The sequence below is a fragment of the Sphingomonas oryzagri genome (assembly GCF_029906645.1).
Taxonomy (GTDB): domain Bacteria; phylum Pseudomonadota; class Alphaproteobacteria; order Sphingomonadales; family Sphingomonadaceae; genus Solisphingomonas; species Solisphingomonas oryzagri.
Map to the genome: position 1 here is coordinate 1780005 of NZ_JARYGZ010000001.1, position 17658 is coordinate 1797662.

The window sequence follows — 17658 nt, forward strand, 5'->3', positions numbered from 1 at the left end:
AAGCTGGCATCTTGGGATGGGGGGCGCTGCGTCCGCTTCACCGAGATCCCCGCTTGCGCTGGGATGACGCGGATGGTGAGGTTTACCTTGACATAACGAACCGTTTGGGTTATAAGCCATCGCGTTCTTCAAACCCGTCGTGCACCGGGAGCGAAGGACGGAACCGGGTCCAAGATGCTTGCATCGAAGCCCGGGCGGCCGGCGCGGAGTCATCCGGTTAAAAGCCGAAGCTTCGCGATCAAAGTGTAACCCTGGGACTGTCGTGACACCCTGCCGGGCCAACCGTGGGCAGGGGCTTCTGGTCCCGAACCAAAGTCTGGACGCGGCTCCGGTTACGATCCGCACTTGCTTACCCCAAGCCGTCCAGCAACCGGGTGCCATTGGCAAAGGACGCGCCGGCCGTGACCTTCCCCCTGTCCTCATTTTACGCCACAGGTGCGCCTACGATTCCGCCAAGGCCGTTACCGCCCCAGTTGCGGACATTCGCTTGATAGGTCAGCATGTTCGCCATCCAAAAGACGGAGCCGATCCGTGCGACTGCCAATCCGCAACTACCTCACAACACCACTGACCATCTTCATCGAGCCGGTCTGCGATCAATATGAGATTCCAGCCGGAGGCGAAGCCATTGTGACCCTTGACGATGGGCACCAGCACTCAATCGATATTCACCCTGAGAACTGGGTCTCGATCTGGAACGAGGGGCCGGATTGGGCGACCGTCGAGATATTTAACGAGCACCAATTCTCAAAGCTGGAGCACCAAAAAAAATAGCGATTGTAGAATGACCGCAATCCACCACTTCCCGCCCTTGCGAGCGGAGCGAAGCAATCTACCCGTCGCAGTGGATCGCCACGCCGCTTCGCGGCTCGCGATGACGAAGCGGTCGTGGCGATGCCCCCCTCAGAACCGCACCCACACCCCCGTGTACACGCCCCGCTCCCTCAGCGCGTTGCGGCCTGTCACCGTGGCGAGGCCGCCGAGTTGCAGCGCGAGATGCGGGGTCACATCGTACACCGCGCCCGCATAGACGCTGCTGTAGCGGTAGGAGGGATAGCGGCTCCCCGCCCCGTCCGACCAGGTGTTGTAGTTGTTCACCTGGAACATCAGCTTCTTGGTCGCGTGCAGCCCGATCTGCAGGTCGGCATGCACCTCGTTCGGCTCGCCGCGCGAGCGGAAGCGATAGCCGGCCTCGGCGATCGAATAGCCCTCTATCCCCAGGATCTTGAACGACTTGCCGACCTCGACGCGGGTATCCTCCTGCACGTCGGTCGATCCGATCTGCGCGGGAATGTCGTCGCGGCGCTTGCCGGGGATGAAGACGGTGCTCCTGAGCGACACCACCCAGTCGCCGCCGCCCGCCACCTTGTAGCGCGCGCCGAGCTCGGTGTAGCCGAGGCCGAAACTGTCCCTTCCGTTCTGCACTGTCACGCGGCGCAGGCTCGGCGTCGCGAGCAGCGAGAGATTGTCGGTCAGGCCATATTCAGTCGAAACATAGACGGTGTACTGGTTGTAGTTGTTGGCGTTGTAGAGGGTGCCATGGCTGTCATAGCTGTCGCCGGCGTGCGAATAGAGGGCGGTGACGATCGTGCGCCCCTGCCCCGCCGGCATCGTCCAGCCATCCGCGTGCGCGGCGGCGGGCAGCAACGCCCCCACCCCGACACCCGTCGCGATGGCGGCAAGACCCACCGCATGACGCTTGCGCATGATAACCCCTTTCCGGTTGGCTGCGATGAACCGCAGACGCTCTTTCCGGAGCTTGAACGCAACATTCATGGTTAACGACCCCTCGAAACATGGCTGACGCACGGACACCCGGCTGGAGCCGGCGCGCGGTGCTGGCGGGCGTGGGCGCCGCGCCGCTGATGGGCTTCGCGCCGGGACGCGAGGCGGTGAAAGGCGATGGCTCGCTCAAGGACCATGCCGGGCGTGCCGGTATGCAATATGGCGCGGCGGTGCGGGCGAGCCTGCTGGCGGAGCAGCCCGATTATCGCGCCGCCGTCACCCGCGAGTGCAACATCGTCACGCCCGAGCTGGAGCTGAAATGGGCGTGGCTGGAGCCGCAGCGCGGCCAGCTCAGCTTCACCAGCGCCGATGCGATCGCCAGCTTCGCGGCCGCGACCGGCAAGGCGATGCACGGCGCCGCCTTGCTCTGGCATCTCAGCATCGCACCGTGGGCAGCGGAGGCACTGGCCGACCAGCCCGACTGGATGATCGTGCGGCGCTTCCTCGCCTCGGTGATCCCGCGCTACGGCGAGGTCACCCACACATGGGACGTCATCAACGAGCCGATGGACATGGGCCACCGCATGGACGGCCTGCGCCCCTCGCCCTACCTCGCCGCCTTCGGGCCGGACTATATCCGCCGCGCGCTGGAGGATGCCCGCCTCTACGCGCCGCGCGCCAAGCTGTTCATCAACGAGTTCGGGCTCGACTATGATTTCCCTGTCGAGCGCGACAAGCGCTACCTGCTGCTCAAGCTGCTGGAAGGGCTGAAGACCAGCGGCGCGCCGATCGACGGCCTCGGCATGCAGGCGCATCTGGAACTCGCCAAGCAGGCGCATTTCGATCCGAAGGTGCTGGCGCAATTCTTCGACGATGTCGGCAGCCTCGGCCTCGAAATCCGGATCAGCGAGCTGGACGTGAAGGAAGCCAACGGCACGCTCGCCACGGCCGAGCGCGACGCGCGGGTGGCGGACGCGGTGCGGCGCTATCTGGACGTCGCGATGGCCAATCGCGCTGTCGGCAGCATCACCACCTGGGGCCTTTCCGACCGGTGCAGCTGGCTCGACTCTCCCGGCGGCAAGGCCGGCCCCAATCGCGGTCTGCCGCTCGACGCAGCACTTAGACCAAAGCCGATGTACCACGCCATTTCCGAGGCTTACGCGCTGCGCGGCGGCTGATCGCGGGCTGGTTAGCAGCAATTTAACGGTCGATGATTCCACCCGCTTAACGGGGCTCGAGGCAATCGCTCTCTCGGGGGAGCGCAGACTTCGGACTGCCTCGACATGCTTAACTCTGTATCGCGTCGCGGTGTGTTGACCGCGATGGCGGCTGCGCCGATGGGTCTCGCCATGGCCACCGCCGGAACCGCCGAGGCCGTGCCCACCTTCTTCCGGGGGTGTGGCGTGGTGCCGTCGCCGACCGCCGAGCCCGCTGCGCCGCAGCGTCTGTTCGGTGCCGCCGTGCGCCCGGACCAGCTGACCGACGAAACGCCGCTGCTCGCGGCGATCCGCGGCTGCGGCCTGCTCGTGCCCGAATATCATGGCCAGTGGAGCGCGGTCGAATGGCGGCGCGGCGATCCGTGGTACGGCAATTACGACGCGATCCTCGACTTCGCCGAAAAGCACGGCCAGCAGGTGCGCGGCCACTCGCTGATCTGGGAGCAGATGACCCCGGACTGGGCGCGCGAGGAAATGACCTCGGGCAAGGACTGGAAGACGATCGAGCGCCACTTCGCGACGTTGCTGCCGCGTTACTCCGGCCGCATCCGCGAATGGATCGTGGTCAACGAGATGATCGACACCGAGCATGGCGATCACGGCTTCCGTCGCACCAGCTTCCAGCGTGCCTATGGCAACGATTATGTCCGCCGCGCGCTGGAGACGGCGCGGGTGCTGGACCCGCAGGCCAAGCTGATGATCAACGATTATTCGCTGCTCTACGACAACCCCGTGGACGAGGCACGGCGCAACAAGATGCTGCGTCTCGTGGAGAGCATCAAGGCGAGCGGCACCCCGCTCGACATGGTCGGCATCCAGGGCCATCTGGAATTGCGCAAGGGCCGGATCTCGCAGCCCAAGGCGGCGCGGTTCATGACCGATCTCGCCGGCATGGGCGTGGAGGTGGCGATCACCGAGTTGGACGTGCTGGAGGACGATCTGCGCCGCCCGATCGGTGAGCGCGACCGGCTGGTCGCCGACGCCGCGCAGGATCTGCTCGATGTCGTGGCGGATCAGAAGGCGGTCGGCTCGGTCGTCACCTGGGGCCTGTCGGACAAGCAGAGCTGGCTGCAGGACCGGCTGGACGCCACCAAGGCCGCGCAGGCCTGCACGCCCGTAGACTGCGGCAGGATGAACCGCGGCCTGCCCTTCGATGGCGAGATGCGCCCGAAGCCGATGCACGCGGCGCTGCAGCGCACGCTGACGATGGCGTGAATTTTCGTCATTGCGAGCGCAGCGAAGCAATCCAGAGCCACGAGCGTGGCACTGGATTGCTTCGCTGCGCTCGCAATGACGAGGGCTGAAATCAGACAAGCAGCTTGCCTCGTTCCAGCTGCGCCATGCTCTCGCCGGACCGGTCGACCGGCTTCTGCGCGGTCTTCACCCAGTCGATCAGCTCGGCCATGCCGCTTTCGAAGTCGCGCTTGGGCGCGATGCCGAACACCCGCTCGATCTTGGAGATGTCGGCGAAGCAGTGGCGGATGTCGCCCACCCGGTAGCGGCCGAGGATCTCCGGCGCGATGTTCTTGCCGAGCAGCCGCGCCAGCACCTGCGCGATCTCGCGCACGGTGATCGACTTGCCCGAGCCGACGTTGAACGCATCCCAGAGCCGCTTGTCGCTCTCCAGCACCGTGGCGAAGGCTTCCGCGACGTCGCGGACATGGACGAAATCGCGACGCTGCTCGCCATCCTCGAAGATCAGGGGCGCGCTGTCGTTGACCAGCCGCGAGATGAAGATCGCCGCCACGCCGGTATAGGGATTGGAAAGCGCCTGCCGCGATCCGTAGGCGTTGAACAGGCGCAGCGCGACCGTCGGGATATCCAGCGCCCGCCCGACCGAAAGGAACATCTCCTCATGGTCCCGCTTGTTGATCGCATAGATCGATCCGGGCTGGAGCGGCTTGTCCTCGTCGGTCGGCAGGGGATCGAGCGCGGCACCGTTCTCGAACAGATCCCATTCCTGCGCCTTCAGCTGCCCGGCCGATCGCGGCAGCGGCGCGGCGCGTTCCCCGGACTCCGAATTGCGATAGGCGCCCTCGCCGTAGATCGACATCGAGGAGGCCACCGCGATCCGCTCGATCGTATGCCCGCCCTCGCTCAGCACCTGCAGCATCACGGCGGCGGCCAACGTGTTGTTGCGGGTGTAATCCACGATGTCGGTCATCGACTGGCCGACCCCCACCGAGGCGGCGAGATGCGCGAGGTGCGTCACCCCGTCCAGCGCATCGCGGAAGACATCGGCGTCGAGCACGTTGCCCTTGATGCGCAGCACCTTGGGGTTGAGGTAGACGGGCCATCCCTCGTCATCCATCTCCGCATCGCCGTGTACCTGCGGCAGCAGCGCATCGAGCACCGTCACCTGGAAGCCGCGCTCGATCATCACGTCGGCGAGGTGCGATCCGATGAAGCCGGCGCCGCCGGTGATCAGGACATGCTTGGTGGTCATGCGGTCTCCTCATTCCCGCCGCGGACGCGGCGCACGAGCTTGTTGTTGGCGTCGATCTTTTCGGTGCGTTCCCAGACGAGGCCGCCGTCCTTCCGGTACATCCGCCAGCCGATCCACAGCGGCGCAATCCAGATCAGGCCCCAGATCATCAGGAAGATCGGATTGCAGCGGACGAGGTAGCGCAGCCGATCGCGTTTGCGCTCCAGCACCAGCGCGGTTCGCCGCCACACCGACAAATAGAGCAGCACCATCGCCAGCCCGTAGCAGGTGATATTCGCCATCGAGAGCATCACCGTCCACGTCGGCAGCGGCCCGGTGCCATCCGCCCAGCGCCACAGCGCCCAGATACCGACGGGGATGCCGATCGGGTTGATCCAGTAGCTGAGGCAGGGAAGGAAGATCATCCACGCCTTCACCCGCTCCAGCCAGCTATAGCCGAGCGCCTTCAACGGCACATCGAGGCTCTGGAAGAAGCCCGCGACCCAGCGTTTTCGCTGCGTGATGCCGCGCCCGAAGGTGGACGGCACCTCCTCGATCAGCGGATTCTCGATGTAACCGAGACGCTTGCCGTTCTTCCAGAAACGCAGGCCGACTTCCGGATCCTCGATCGTGATCCACGGGTGGAAACCGCCGAGTTCGACGAGATCGGAGGCTTTGAAGAACAGCCCCTTGCCCAGCACCCAGAAGGGCTGTTTCCCGTCCGCCGTCAGGTGCGGATATTTCCGCCCGTCCCACGCCATGTGATCGAAGGCGTGGAAGCTGCACGCAAGGCTGTCGTTGAGGTTGCCGGCGATATTGCTCGCCTGCAGCACGTCGAAGCGCTTCATGCCGATCGCGGCGGCGATCAGGTGGTCGGACGGCGGGCAGCTGTCCGCGTCGATGTAATTGATGAGGAAGTCGCCCTCGGTGGCGAGCTTCTCCTTCGCCAGCGTGTAGAAGGCGTAGATCAGCTGGCGGGTCTTCTTGGGCGGCAGATCCTTCACCCCGACACGCGGCCCCTCGTGCCACCAATAGGCCTTGGGGTTCGCCTCCCACTGATCCCACACCGCGCTCCACGAGGGATCGGAGGTCTTGGGGATCTCCATCACCTCGAGGAAATCGAACTCCTGCTGCAGCCGGCGCAGCGCCGCCACCGTCACCGTGTCGTCCGCATTGGGGATCGAGACGACCCGGAACAACCCCGCCGGATAGCGAAGCTGGCGCAGCGAGATGAAGGTGGTGCGCATCGTCTCTTCCAGCTCCCGCAGCACGGGATAGAAAAGGATGATGCGCGGATAGTCCTGCGGCTGGAGATCCGCCTCCTCGCGCATGTCGACCCGTTCGATCGGCAGGCGGAAGAGGTAGATATCGACGCAGAAGGCGAGTGCGTACAGGATCTGCGTCACCACGAACGCGACGCACAGCAATGCCGTCAGGGTATCGGTCGCCCCCATGTCGGGCGGCCTCAGCCGGCCGCGGCCATGCCGCCCGCTTGGCTTTCGCGAAGCTGGCCCTGGAAATAGGCGATGGTGCGGTCCAGCCCCTCCGACAGCCCGATCTGCGGCTTCCAGCCGAGCAGCGCGATGGCGCGCTGGATGTCCGGCAGGCGGCGCGACGGATCGTGGATCGGCAGGTCGCGATGGACGATCGCCGACGCGCTGCCCGTGGCGGCGAGCACGGCACGCGCGATGTCGATCACCCGCATCTCGACGGGGTTACCGATATTGACCGGCACACTCGCCGGCACCGCCGATCGCATCAGGCGGATGATGCCTTCCACCGTATCCTCGACATAGCAGAGCGAGCGGGTGTGGGTGCCGTCGCCATAGACGGTGACGTCGCTGCCGGTCAGCGCCTGGGTGACGAAATTGGAGATCAGGCGGCCGTCGTCCATCCGCATCTTGGGGCCGTAGGTGTTGAACAGCCGCGCGATCTTGGCGTCTACGCCATGCTGCTCGGCATAAGCGTGGACCAGCGATTCCGCATAGCGCTTGCCCTCGTCGTAGCAGGCGCGCGGGCCGATCGTGTGGACGTTGCCGGTATAGTTCTCGACCTGCGGATGCACCTCCGGATCGCCGTAGATCTCCGACGTGGAGGCGTGGAACACCCGCGCGCCGTCGCGGATCGCGCGATCCAGCACGTTGCGCGTGCCGTCCGAACAGGTGCGCATCGTCGCCACCATGTCCGCCTGATAATGCGGCGGTGAGGCCGGGCAGGCGAGATTGTAGATCTCGTCGAACTTCGGCAGGTCCATCAGGATCGGATCGCACACGTCGCGCTCGATCACCGAGAAACGCTCGCCATGCGGCATCGAGCGGACGTTCTCCGCCATGCCGGTGGAGAAATTGTCGAGGCACACCACCCGGTGGCCTTCGCGCAGAAGTCGTTCGCACAGATGAGACCCGACGAACCCTGCGCCCCCTGTGACCAGTATCTGCAACGCCTTACTCCTCATGTTACGCATCCTGTCCCGGCTTGGCTTTCTTGATCGACGGCCGGAACGACCATGCGACGATCAGAATCCCGACCAGCAAACCCAGGGCCAGGAAGATCCACTGCTGATAGGTCTGCCACCACGGCGGCGGCGGCGGCGGGCCGATCAGGGGCGTCAGCCGGTCGTGCGCGGTCGACAGCGGCGTGACCGATCCATCCCCCGCGACGAAGGCGACATCGCCCTGATCGAGCCACAAAGTCGCCGGCACCGGCCCCTGCGCCGCCGGACGCACCCACAGGATCGGGCGGCCATTGGCGTCGAGCAGCTGCGCGAGCGTCTGCGTGCCGGCATCCGGAAGATCGATGTCGGCCTGTCCCTTGTCATCTGCGAGAGTGATGCGGCCATTGGCGAGGCCGAGCTTGGGCGTGGTGCCGGGCGGCGGCGTCGTGCCGATATAGAGGACCGGGCCGTCCGCCGGGATCGTGCCGTAGGAGACCTTGATCGGGACGTCTGCACCGACCAGCCCCGCCACCGCCTTGCCGGCAAGCGGCAGTGCCGAGGCATCGGGCACCACCACCGTCAGACCCTGCCCGGCGGCGGCGGCGAAATCGTGGAACGCCTCCAGCTTGCCCGCATCGCCGAGGACAATTTCGCTGGTGCCGAGCAACTGCACCGGGAAACCACGCGGAATATCGCCGCAGTCGTTATTCTGCTGGCGGGTGACGCGCACCTCGATGCCGTTCAGCGAATGGACCATGCCATCGGGCACCCGCACGTCGAGATGGGTGGTGCCGGGCTGCAGCGGCGCACTGCCGAGCAGCACCCCGTTCATCCAGGCCGAGAGGCTGGCGGCATGAGGATTGCCGTCCGGCACGGCCGACACGTCGATCGACAGACCCTTCACCGTCTTGCCCTTGGGCAGCCGCGAGGCGGGCAAAGCGATCGTCCAGCCGCCCTCATCGGCGATCTCGGTGGCACGCGGATCGACGCCGAGATCACTCAGATGCAGCCGGTCGTCGCGGTGCGGACGCAGCGTAAGCTGCTGGATGGCCGGCGCGGCGAGCAGATCGGAAAGACCGGAAAAGGCCGCCCGCGCCGCCGCCGCCGGATCCTGCCCGCCGATCGCGAGGCCGGGTTTACCGCCCGCAGCGATCGAGCGCAGCGCCGGGTCCGAGGCGCCGGCGATCTGCACGTCGCCCGCCGTCCCGATCGTGCCGCCGCCCCGCGCGGCGATGACGGTGAGCGCCGCTGCTGCCTGCTCGGGCGTGGCCGATGCCGGCAAGGCGATCGTGGGCTTCGGCCCGATCAGCGCGGCGGCAACGCCCACCGGCACCTGCGCGCCAGCCGCGATGTCGAGCGCGAGGCCGCCGGCGGGATCGAGGTGAAGATGATCGGCGCCCATGCGGCGATCGGCGCAGCGGTTCGCGCTCTCGCCGCCGCTGTAGATCAGGGTCGTGCGCAGCGCACCGCCGTCGATCGCATCGGCCGGCACCGGCACATCGGCGATACCCGCCCCGTCGGAAAGCGCGATCTGGCGGAGCACCTTGCCGCCCGCCATCACCGTCAGCGTGCGGCGGCCCGCACCGGTCGCGGCACTCGCCTCATAGGGCAACAGCAAGTGCGTGCCGCTCAGCCAGGCGCCGGCCGGCACGCGGAAGAACAGATCGCGCTTGCCCTCATATCCGGTGAAATCGATGCCATCGCGATAACCAAGCCCGGCCAGACTGAGCAACGGGGCGTTCGGTGCGATGGCGGCGCCAGCGGTCGATGAAGCGGCGGAAGACGGAGCGGAGGACAGCGGCGCCTGCGCCAACGCGGTGGGCACCGCGATCACCGTGGATGCCAGCAGGCCTGCGACGATCGCCGGACCACTCAAACGCCTTACACCCACCATATCGACTCCATTTTACGCCTTCGACAGATCGGCTGTTAAACAACGGGCCTCTCTGCCGGAGATGAAATGGGTTTCGATACCCTACCTATGTCAAGCGCGGTCGCCACCTTGCAGGACCAACCGCCGCCCTCGCGCGATGAACCGAATTGGTTAACCATTTCTGTTTACGGACGAGTATTTACAATTATTCGATCGCTTCTCACGACTACTTGTCATTGTTTGAGATATTGCTGATGACCTGTAGATAGGTTCGCCACGAATAGGCGAATCACAGTAGATGCCACAGGGATGGCGTTTACCATCTGGTCGAGCATAGCGCTTGAAGGAGGATCGGGTTCCGCAACCTCGATCAATTTATTGCAGCCAGGTGTCCGGCGTGACGAGGCCGAGCCTCTCCGCCGGGAGCATCGCACAGCGTCCCCGCTACGCCCTGACGCGATCCGGATCTGTTATATTCCGCCCAACCTCTTTGGCACGATCGGCCAGCGAAGTCGGTGAAGCCCTTTAACCAGCCGCATCACCCAACGGTTCCGTCCCTTGCTGGCCAGCCATCGCCGCGGTCGACGCCGCGACATCCGCAACGGCCAGGTTCACAAAGATCATCTTTGCCAACGCACCCTCTCTCGGATCGCTCCAACGACGCGCCCCCGTCGTGCTAGGGTGACGGGATGAGCGTGCCCCTCCTCTCTCGCCGCACCCTGCTCGGCATGGCGGCCAGCCTGCCCGCGATAGGCCATGCGGCGCCCCAGCACGGCCTTGCCGCCGCGGCGCAAGGCGTGAACCCGGTACTCGTGGCACGTGCGCTCGATGCGCTGGCCCGGCACAACAGCCTCGTGTGGTCGCGCGACGTGATCGGCATCGCCGATTTCGGCCTGCCATCGGCCACGCCCCGTCTCCACCTGGTGAACATCCTGACCGGCACGACGACCAGCCTGCGCGTCGCCCACGGACGCGGATCGGATCCGGATCATACCGGGATGCTGCAGTCCTTCTCCGACGCGGTAGGATCGGCCGCCACCTCGGAAGGCGCCTATCTCACCGGGCCGACCTATACCGGCGTCCACGGCCTCTCGCGCCGGCTCACCGGGCTGGACCCGACCGACGCCCATGCGGAGGAGCGCGCGATCGTCATCCACTCGGCCTGGTATGCCGATGCCGCGATCCTGCCGCAGCAGGGCAAGCTCGGACGTAGCGACGGCTGCTTCGCCGTCTCGCCCGCCGACATCGCGATGCTGCTCGCCACGCTCGGCGAAGGGCGGCTTCTCTACGCGGGACGGGTCACGCCATAAAAAATCCCGACATCGGTGACGGAAAGCGTGATCTGCGGCATCTAACGATCCAGCCATGGTCATGATGTCGCCACAGCTGATCGGATGGGTGGGCCGCCACATCCTGCCGCACGAGCGCCAGCTCCGGGCGTGGCTGCGCGCCGCCTTCCCGGCGATCGACGTCGATGACGTGGTGCAGGAATCCTATTGCCGGATCGCCACGCTCACCCGTGTCGAACATATCGACGATCCGCGTCGCTATCTCTTTCGTACCGCGCGCAACGTGGTGCTGGAGCAGATCCGCCGCGAACGCGTGGTCAGCATCGAGGCCGCGAGCGGCCTCGCCGAGCTGGAGCAGGCACCCGAGGACGGCGGCTCGCCCGAGCGGGTGGTCGCCGGCCGCCGAGCGCTGGAGCGGGTGGAGCGGCTGATCGAGGCGCTGCCCGATCGCGCTCGCCAGGTCTTCCGCCTGCGCAAGATCGATGGCGTGCCCCAGCGCGAGATCGCGCAGCGGCTCGGCCTCACAGAGACCGTGGTGGAGAATGAAGTGGCGCGTGGCCTGCGCCGCATCCTCGACCAGTTGACCGACGAGGAGCGCGCCGAAATGCCGACCCGGCGCAAGCCCGCCGCGCGCGCCAGCAGGACGAAGGAGCGGCGATGATCAACGACCTCGCCTGCCAGTGGGCCGCGCGGATCGAACGCGGGCTGGACGATGCCGAGCGCACCTCACTCGAAGAATGGATCTATGCCGACCGCCGTCATCGCGGCGCACTGCTGCGCGCGCAGGCGGCGCTGAGCCTGCTCGATCGCGGTCGCGCGCTGCCCCCCGCCGAAGAGCAGCCGGATGAAGCCGGGCCGGCGCCCGGCCGTCGTCGCTTCCTGCAATTCGGCGGCGGCGCCATCGCGGCGGCGATCGCCGGCGGGGTCGGCCTCCGGATGTGGCCGAAAGGAACGCCGATCAGCACCGGCGTCGGCGAAATCCGCCGGATGCCGCTCGGCGACGGTTCTGTCGCGGTGGTCAACAGCAGCAGCCGGCTACGGGTGGCCTTCACCCGCAACGCCCGCGACATCGAACTGGCCGAGGGCGAGGCCTGGTTCGAGGTCGCCCACAACCGCGCGCGCCCCTTCACCGTCCATGCCGGGCCGGTGCGTGTGCAGGCGGTCGGCACCGCCTTCGACGTGCGCCGCCGCGACGGCGGATCGGATGTGACGGTGACCGAGGGCACGGTGAAGCTCTGGTCCACCGCCAGCGGTGCCGAACCGGTGTTCGTCCGGGCGGGCCAGCGCGCGGTGATGACCGACGAGGCCGGCGTCGTCATCTCGTCGCTGGCGCCCGCCACCTCCGACCAGTCACTCGCCTGGCGCGAGGGGCGCATCGTACTCGACGACATGACGCTGGCTGCGGCAGCGGCGGAGTTCAACCGCTACCACGCCGAACAGCTCGTCATCGATCCCGCACTGGCGGACAAGCAGGTGGTCGGCTGGTTCCGCACCGACGATCTCGACGGCTTCGCTACCGCCAGCGCCGCGATGGTCGGCGGCCGCGTTGTGCGGGATCGGAACGTGATCCGGATCGTTCCCTGAAAAAATTTGCGTGAGCGCTGACGGAAGCATCGGCGCCGCGCATCTGGCTCGATGCGTCGCAAAGAAGCGCATGTGCAATGCAAGGGGAGATGATGATGTCGTTCGGCACCCGTTCGCCGTTCCTTTCGGTTTCGATGACAGCGCTGGCTGTCTCCACCCTCGCCATGCCCGCCTTCGCACAGGGGCAGGTGCGCAACTTCGACGTGCCGGCCCAGTCCGCCGCAGACGGCATCGTCAGCTTCGCGCAGCAGGCCGGCATCCAGGTTCTCGCGCCCAGCGCGGCGACGAAGGGCCGCAAGGTCGGCGGTGTGAAGGGCAATTACACGGTCGAGGAAGGCCTGCGCCGCCTGATCGGGCCGAGCCACCTGCGCCTCGTCTCCTTCGACGGCCGCACCGCCGTGATCGCCGAGCGCGGCGCGGCGACATCCGCCCCGGCCCAGCGTGGCGGCTTCACCAACGTCGCCTACGTGCAGTCCGCGCCCGCGCCGATGAGCGCGTCCGCCGCGGCTCCGGCCCAGCCCGACACCACCACCCCGCCGGGCGCCGAACCGCCGGTCGCAGACACGCAGGGACTGCAGGAGATCGTCGTCACCGGCAACACGTCGGGCAAGCGCACGCTGTTCAACTCCTCGTCCAACGTCACGCTGGCCAGTTCCGCCGACCTGCTGCGCAAGGCGCCGCGCTCCACCGCCGAGACGCTGGAACTGGTTCCCGGCATCTTCGTGGAAGGCACCGCCGGTCCGATTTCCAACAATTATTCGGTGCGCGGCCTGCGCGGCGGCGCGCAGACCTTCATCACGCTGGAAGAGGACGGCATGCCGATCCTCTACGGCGGCGGCGGCGCCGACTTCTACTTCCAGAACGACATCACCATCGACCGCATGGAAGCGGTCGAGGGTGGCACGTCGGGCATCCTCGCGCCCAACGGCGCGGGCGCCACGATCAACTTCATCTCGCTCAAGCCCAACCATGACAAGCCGACCGCCTCGGTGCGCTTCACCGGCGCCACCTATGGCGATCTGCGCGCCGACGGCTATTTCTCGGCCCCGATCGCGGATGGCTGGGCGTTCAGCATCGGCGGCTATGCCCAGTCGCAGAAGGGCGTGCGCCGCACCCCCTTCTCCTACAATGCCTACAACGTGAAGGGGATGCTGGAGAAGAAGTTCGACGATGGCGGCTTCGTCCGGCTGACGCTGAAGCATGGCGACCAGCACAATCCCTATTATGCCGACATGCCCTTCGCCGTTTCGGCGAGCGGCAAGATCAGCAGCATTCCGGGCCTGAACCTCAAGACCGACGACGTCGGTGGCAACAGCTTCGCCAGCTTCGACGTGCCGGACAGCCCGAATACCGGCAACGCGCTGCGCCGCTTCAGCTCGTCCAACGGCGTGCACGTCACCTCGTCGGTCTATCGCCTCGACATCGAAAAGCCGGTGAGCGAGGGCCTGCGCCTGTTCGCCCGCGCCCGCTATCTGGACGGCAAGTACGACTTCAACGGCATCTTCCCCGGTTCGGGCGCGGGCACGGCGGGGCTGACGTCGGCGGCCGATTATGTCGATCCGAACGCTTCGCCGCTCGCCAGCCTGACGCCGATCCAGGGCAGCAGCGAAACCTACTTCAACGTCGCACAGGCGATGTTCCCGACCGCCACCCAGTACGGGCTGAAGGATCTGCGCACCGGGCAGGTGATCTCCTCCACCGACGCGGCAGGCCTCGCCGCGATCGGCGGCAACGGCCTGCTCCAGCAGACCGTGCTCAACCACCAGACGCTCAAGACCAAGGATTTCGGCAGCGATTTCGGCGCCAAGTGGGATCACGACCTCGGCCCGGTCGACAATTCGCTGACCGTCGGGGGCATGGTCTACAACGTCCGCCGCTGGAACGATCAGTCGGCCGTCGCCACGGTGCTGAACGACGTGCAGAACAACTCGCACGTCTACGATCTCGTCGCGCTGGATGCAGGCGGCGGCGTGGTCGGCTCGCTCACCAACAACGGGCTCGTGAACTACGGCAACTGGGGCCAGGGCATCTTTAAGGACGAGGTGACCTCGCTTTCCGCCTACTTCAACGACGAGATGAAGATCGGCGACAAGCTGCACATCGATTTCGGCGCCCGCTACGAGCACCAGCACGTCAGCGTCGATATCGGCAACACCGCCCTCGTGAACGCGCCGGTCCCGGCCGGAACGCCGGGCCTGTACCAGGATGTCGGCAGCACCTTCGACGGCACCTACGCCCACTCCAAGGCGACCTATCACGACTGGGCCTATACGGCGGGTATCAACTACGAGCTGACCGACAACATCTCGCTCTATGCGCGCGGCGCGCGTGGTTTCCAGACCAACGGCGGCGACACCGGCGGCACCCACGCGCCGACCGATTTGACGCTGTACGAAGGCGGCGTGCGCTTCCAGGCGCATGGGCTGAGCGCCTCGGTGATCGGCTTCCGCACTATCTTCAAGAACCAGTCCTACCAGTTCGTCGATCCGAACGATCCCACCAACGCCGCCAACGCGCTCGCCAACAACGAGACCAACGGCGTGCAGGTGGATGCGACGTGGCGGCCGATCCATTTCTTCAGCCTCGACGTGCAGGGCGTCTATCAGGATCCGAAGCTCAGCAACCTGCGCTTCAACGGCGTCGCCCAGCCGCAGTATAGCGGCAACACGCCGGAACGGACGCCCAAGAAACTGCTGACCGTCACGCCGTCCTTCATTCTGCCGCACGGGTTGGGCGAAATCTACGGTCGCTGGAAGTATATCGGCAAGATCTTCGCCGATTCCGGCAACGGCATCGCGCTGCCGAGCTATTCGGTGTTCACCGTGGGCGCGAGCCTGAACGTGAGCGAGCGGATCAACGTCTCCGCCAGCGTCGACAACCTCACCAACGCGAAGGGCTTCACCGAGGGCAATCCGCGCCAGGGCCAGACCCAGACGATCGTCAACGGCTTCTTCTACGGCCGCGCGATCGTCGGCCGCAACGCGCAGGTCTCGGCGACGATCAAGCTGTAAACCTTTCCTCCCTGGCGGTCGGTCCCAAGCCGGCCGCCATTTCTTTTCCCGATCGAGGAGGCACGGTGGTGGCGCTTTCCAGTTGGCGACGGGCGGCATTCATCGGGCTGGCCGGCACGGCCCTGCTCGGCGCGGGCGCACCGCAGGATTTCGCCCAGCGCGAAGGCCTCAACCTCAACAGCTTCGTGCGCCAGGGGCCGGTTTCGGCGCATATCGTGCTGCGATCGGGCGACAAACCGCGCCTGATCGTCGCCTTCCCGGCGGGCAATAGCGGCGTCGGCCTGTGGTTCGACACGCTTGCGCAGGGTGCGAACTGGACAATGGCGGCGCCCGCCCGACCGGTGACGATGCCGGATGCGAAGGGCCGCCCGCTCCACGGCGTCACCTTCGACATCGCGATCAAGGCGCCGCGACTGGTCGCCAGGCAGGCGGTGCTGTCGAGCATTCGCGTTCTGCGCGACTATCAGGCGCTCGGCACCGCGCCCGCCGCGGTGCTGACCGCGCCCAAGGCACAGGGTGACACGATCGCCTGGGGCCGTGACCGCCTCGATGGAGCACCGGGCTATCGGCTGGCGGTGCGCGTCGTCGGCGGGCGGATCGACGGTCAGGCGATCACGGCCGGCGCCGATGGTACGATCCGCCTCGCTATCACCGCGCTGACCGGAGAGACGCCGCTGACGCCGGTTTCCGGCCCCGACCTGCTCGACGCGCAGGCCAATGCAGATCCTGCCGCGCGGCGCGCCCTCACCTTCCTCAGCTATCGCGAGAAGTATCTCGCCGGGTCGTGGCGCTTCGACACCTATTTCGGCCGCGATACGCTGATGTCCGTCCGCCTGCTGATGCCGGCGCTCCAGCCGGCGGCAGTGGAGACGGGCATCCGCTCGGTGCTGGAGCGCCTGTCGCCGCAGGGCCAGGTCGCGCATGAGGAGGATATCGGCGAGTTCGCCATCCTCGATCACCGCAAGACCGACGGCACCTCGTCCGATGCGCCGGTCTACGACTACAAGATGATCGACAGCGACTTCATGCTCGCGCCGGTGGCGCAGGCCTGGCTGCTCGACGATCCGCGCGGGAAATCCCGTGCGGCCGCCTTCCTCGCCGATCGCGATGCCGGTGCCGCGCTGATGCGCAACATCCGCTATATCGTCGGGCAGGCCGAACCCTTCGCCAAGGCGCCGACAACCAGCAACCTGATCGCTCTCCATCCCGGCGTCCCGGTCGGCGAATGGCGCGACAGCAACGATGGATTGGGCGGCGGGCGGATCCCTTACGACGTCAACGCCATCCTCGTCCCCGCCGCACTGGAAGCGGCAGAGCGGCTGAACGCGAGCGGCCTGCTGAAACCCTATCTCAAGGGCGACGACGCGGCGCTGCTTGCTCGTCTCGCCACCATCGCGACGGTGTGGCGCGACAAGGCGCCGGCGATGTTCGACGCCACTATCCCGTCCGCAGAGGCGAAGCAGGCGATCACCGCCTATGCTGCGAAGGCTGGCGTCCCGGCCAGCCCCGCCCTCCGCGCGATCGGCTCCACGCCGGTGCGTTTCCGTGCGCTCTCGCTCGATGCCGAGGGTCGCGCGATCCCGATCCAGAACAGCGACGAGGGGTTCGCCCTGCTCTTCGGCCATCCCTCGGCCGCCGAGCTGGACGGCACCGCCCAACTCTTCACCCGCCCCTTCCCGGCCGGCCTGCGCACCGGCGCCGGGCTGCTCGTCGCCAACCCCGCTTTCGCGTCGCCCGCGCTGCAGGAGAAATTCGGCGCCAACGCCTATCACGGCACCGTGATCTGGAGCTGGCAGCAGGCGCTCGCCGCCGCCGGCCTCGCCCGCCAGCTCGAACGGACCGACCTTCCGGCCGCGACCCGCCGCTCGCTCGCCATCGCGCAATCCTGCCTGTGGGACGGCATCGAGGCGACGCGCAGCGTGCAAAGCTCGGAACTCTGGTCGTGGCGCTATGCCGGTGGCCGTTACCGCGTCGAGGCATTCGGCGCGAGCGGCGGCGATGCCGACGAATCCAACGCGGCGCAGCTCTGGAGCACGGTCTACCTCGCGCTCAAGCGCCCGGCGGCGATCCCCGGCGCCGCCTGCCCGGCGGCTTGAGCCT

Annotated in this window: 13 protein-coding genes; 8 read left to right on the forward strand and 5 right to left on the reverse strand. The window is 66.8% G+C overall.

Features of this window, described 5'->3' with window-relative positions:
- Positions 1-531 precede the first annotated feature (531 nt).
- A complete protein-coding gene (locus QGN17_RS08620; protein ID WP_281044071.1) occupies positions 532-774 on the forward strand; it encodes a hypothetical protein in 243 nt (80 codons plus the stop codon).
- Between the two features lie 129 nt (positions 775-903).
- On the opposite strand, the gene QGN17_RS08625 is transcribed toward QGN17_RS08620, so the two are convergent.
- A complete protein-coding gene (locus QGN17_RS08625; RefSeq protein WP_281044072.1) occupies positions 904-1707 on the reverse strand; it encodes a hypothetical protein in 804 nt (267 codons plus the stop codon).
- A gap of 89 nt (positions 1708-1796) precedes the next feature.
- Here QGN17_RS08625 and QGN17_RS08630 point away from each other — a divergent pair, with 89 nt between their 5' ends.
- Together QGN17_RS08630 and QGN17_RS08635 are read left to right on the forward strand one after the other, a co-directional pair.
- Complete coding sequence (locus tag QGN17_RS08630; protein WP_281044073.1) at positions 1797-2903, forward strand: endo-1,4-beta-xylanase; 1107 nt, start codon at positions 1797-1799, stop codon at positions 2901-2903.
- Between the two features lie 144 nt (positions 2904-3047).
- Positions 3048-4157, forward strand: coding sequence for an endo-1,4-beta-xylanase (locus QGN17_RS08635; protein ID WP_281045187.1), 1110 nt, complete (start codon positions 3048-3050; stop codon positions 4155-4157).
- A 91-nt stretch (positions 4158-4248) separates the two neighbouring features.
- Here QGN17_RS08635 and QGN17_RS08640 read toward each other — a convergent pair whose 3' ends face one another.
- From QGN17_RS08640 to QGN17_RS08655, 4 genes are read right to left on the reverse strand one after another with little or no spacing between them, the layout of a single operon-like run.
- The gene (locus QGN17_RS08640; RefSeq protein ID WP_281044074.1) at positions 4249-5388 is read right to left on the reverse strand and encodes an NAD-dependent epimerase/dehydratase family protein; all 1140 of its coding nucleotides are present in this window, start codon (positions 5386-5388) and stop codon (positions 4249-4251) included.
- Complete coding sequence (locus QGN17_RS08645; RefSeq protein ID WP_281044075.1) at positions 5385-6821, reverse strand: glycosyltransferase family 2 protein; 1437 nt, start codon at positions 6819-6821, stop codon at positions 5385-5387. Before QGN17_RS08645 ends, QGN17_RS08640 begins: the two co-directional genes overlap by 4 nt.
- An 11-nt stretch (positions 6822-6832) precedes the next feature.
- The gene (locus tag QGN17_RS08650; RefSeq protein WP_281044076.1) at positions 6833-7822 is read right to left on the reverse strand and encodes a UDP-glucuronic acid decarboxylase family protein; all 990 of its coding nucleotides are present in this window, start codon (positions 7820-7822) and stop codon (positions 6833-6835) included.
- A gap of 1 nt (position 7823) precedes the next feature.
- A complete protein-coding gene (locus tag QGN17_RS08655) occupies positions 7824-9695 on the reverse strand; it encodes a cellulose biosynthesis cyclic di-GMP-binding regulatory protein BcsB (protein WP_281044077.1) in 1872 nt (623 codons plus the stop codon).
- A 668-nt stretch (positions 9696-10363) separates the two neighbouring features.
- Between QGN17_RS08655 and QGN17_RS08660 the strand changes: the two genes are divergently transcribed.
- From QGN17_RS08660 to QGN17_RS08680, 5 genes are all read left to right on the forward strand, one after another.
- A complete protein-coding gene (locus QGN17_RS08660; RefSeq protein ID WP_281044078.1) occupies positions 10364-10984 on the forward strand; it encodes a murein L,D-transpeptidase catalytic domain family protein in 621 nt (206 codons plus the stop codon).
- 55 nt (positions 10985-11039) lie between these two features.
- A complete protein-coding gene (locus QGN17_RS08665) occupies positions 11040-11624 on the forward strand; it encodes an RNA polymerase sigma factor (protein ID WP_281044079.1) in 585 nt (194 codons plus the stop codon).
- Positions 11621-12547, forward strand: a complete 927-nt coding sequence (locus QGN17_RS08670) for a FecR family protein (RefSeq protein WP_281044080.1) — start codon at positions 11621-11623, stop codon at positions 12545-12547. Before QGN17_RS08665 ends, QGN17_RS08670 begins: the two co-directional genes overlap by 4 nt.
- A gap of 95 nt (positions 12548-12642) precedes the next feature.
- On the forward strand, positions 12643-15558 hold the full coding sequence (locus QGN17_RS08675) for a TonB-dependent receptor domain-containing protein (RefSeq protein WP_281044081.1): 2916 nt from the start codon (positions 12643-12645) through the stop codon (positions 15556-15558).
- Between the two features lie 68 nt (positions 15559-15626).
- Positions 15627-17654: a hypothetical protein gene (locus tag QGN17_RS08680; protein WP_281044082.1), complete on the forward strand. Its 2028-nt coding sequence runs from the start codon at positions 15627-15629 to the stop codon at positions 17652-17654.
- Positions 17655-17658 lie beyond the last annotated feature (4 nt).

Bases quoted from the DNA above. Each gene is read 5' to 3' on its own strand.
- QGN17_RS08645 (WP_281044075.1), bottom strand. From the start codon at position 6,821: ATGGGGGCGACCGATACCCTGACGGCATTGCTGTGCGTCGCGTTCGTG.
- QGN17_RS08635 (WP_281045187.1), top strand. From the start codon at position 3,048: ATGGCGGCTGCGCCGATGGGTCTCGCCATGGCCACCGCCGGAACCGCC.
- QGN17_RS08630 (WP_281044073.1), top strand. From the start codon at position 1,797: ATGGCTGACGCACGGACACCCGGCTGGAGCCGGCGCGCGGTGCTGGCG.
- QGN17_RS08665 (WP_281044079.1), top strand. From the start codon at position 11,040: ATGGTCATGATGTCGCCACAGCTGATCGGATGGGTGGGCCGCCACATC.
- QGN17_RS08650 (WP_281044076.1), bottom strand. From the start codon at position 7,822: ATGAGGAGTAAGGCGTTGCAGATACTGGTCACAGGGGGCGCAGGGTTC.
- QGN17_RS08670 (WP_281044080.1), top strand. From the start codon at position 11,621: ATGATCAACGACCTCGCCTGCCAGTGGGCCGCGCGGATCGAACGCGGG.
- QGN17_RS08625 (WP_281044072.1), bottom strand. From the start codon at position 1,707: ATGCGCAAGCGTCATGCGGTGGGTCTTGCCGCCATCGCGACGGGTGTC.
- QGN17_RS08655 (WP_281044077.1), bottom strand. From the start codon at position 9,695: ATGGTGGGTGTAAGGCGTTTGAGTGGTCCGGCGATCGTCGCAGGCCTG.
- QGN17_RS08640 (WP_281044074.1), bottom strand. From the start codon at position 5,388: ATGACCACCAAGCATGTCCTGATCACCGGCGGCGCCGGCTTCATCGGA.
- QGN17_RS08660 (WP_281044078.1), top strand. From the start codon at position 10,364: ATGAGCGTGCCCCTCCTCTCTCGCCGCACCCTGCTCGGCATGGCGGCC.
- QGN17_RS08675 (WP_281044081.1), top strand. From the start codon at position 12,643: ATGTCGTTCGGCACCCGTTCGCCGTTCCTTTCGGTTTCGATGACAGCG.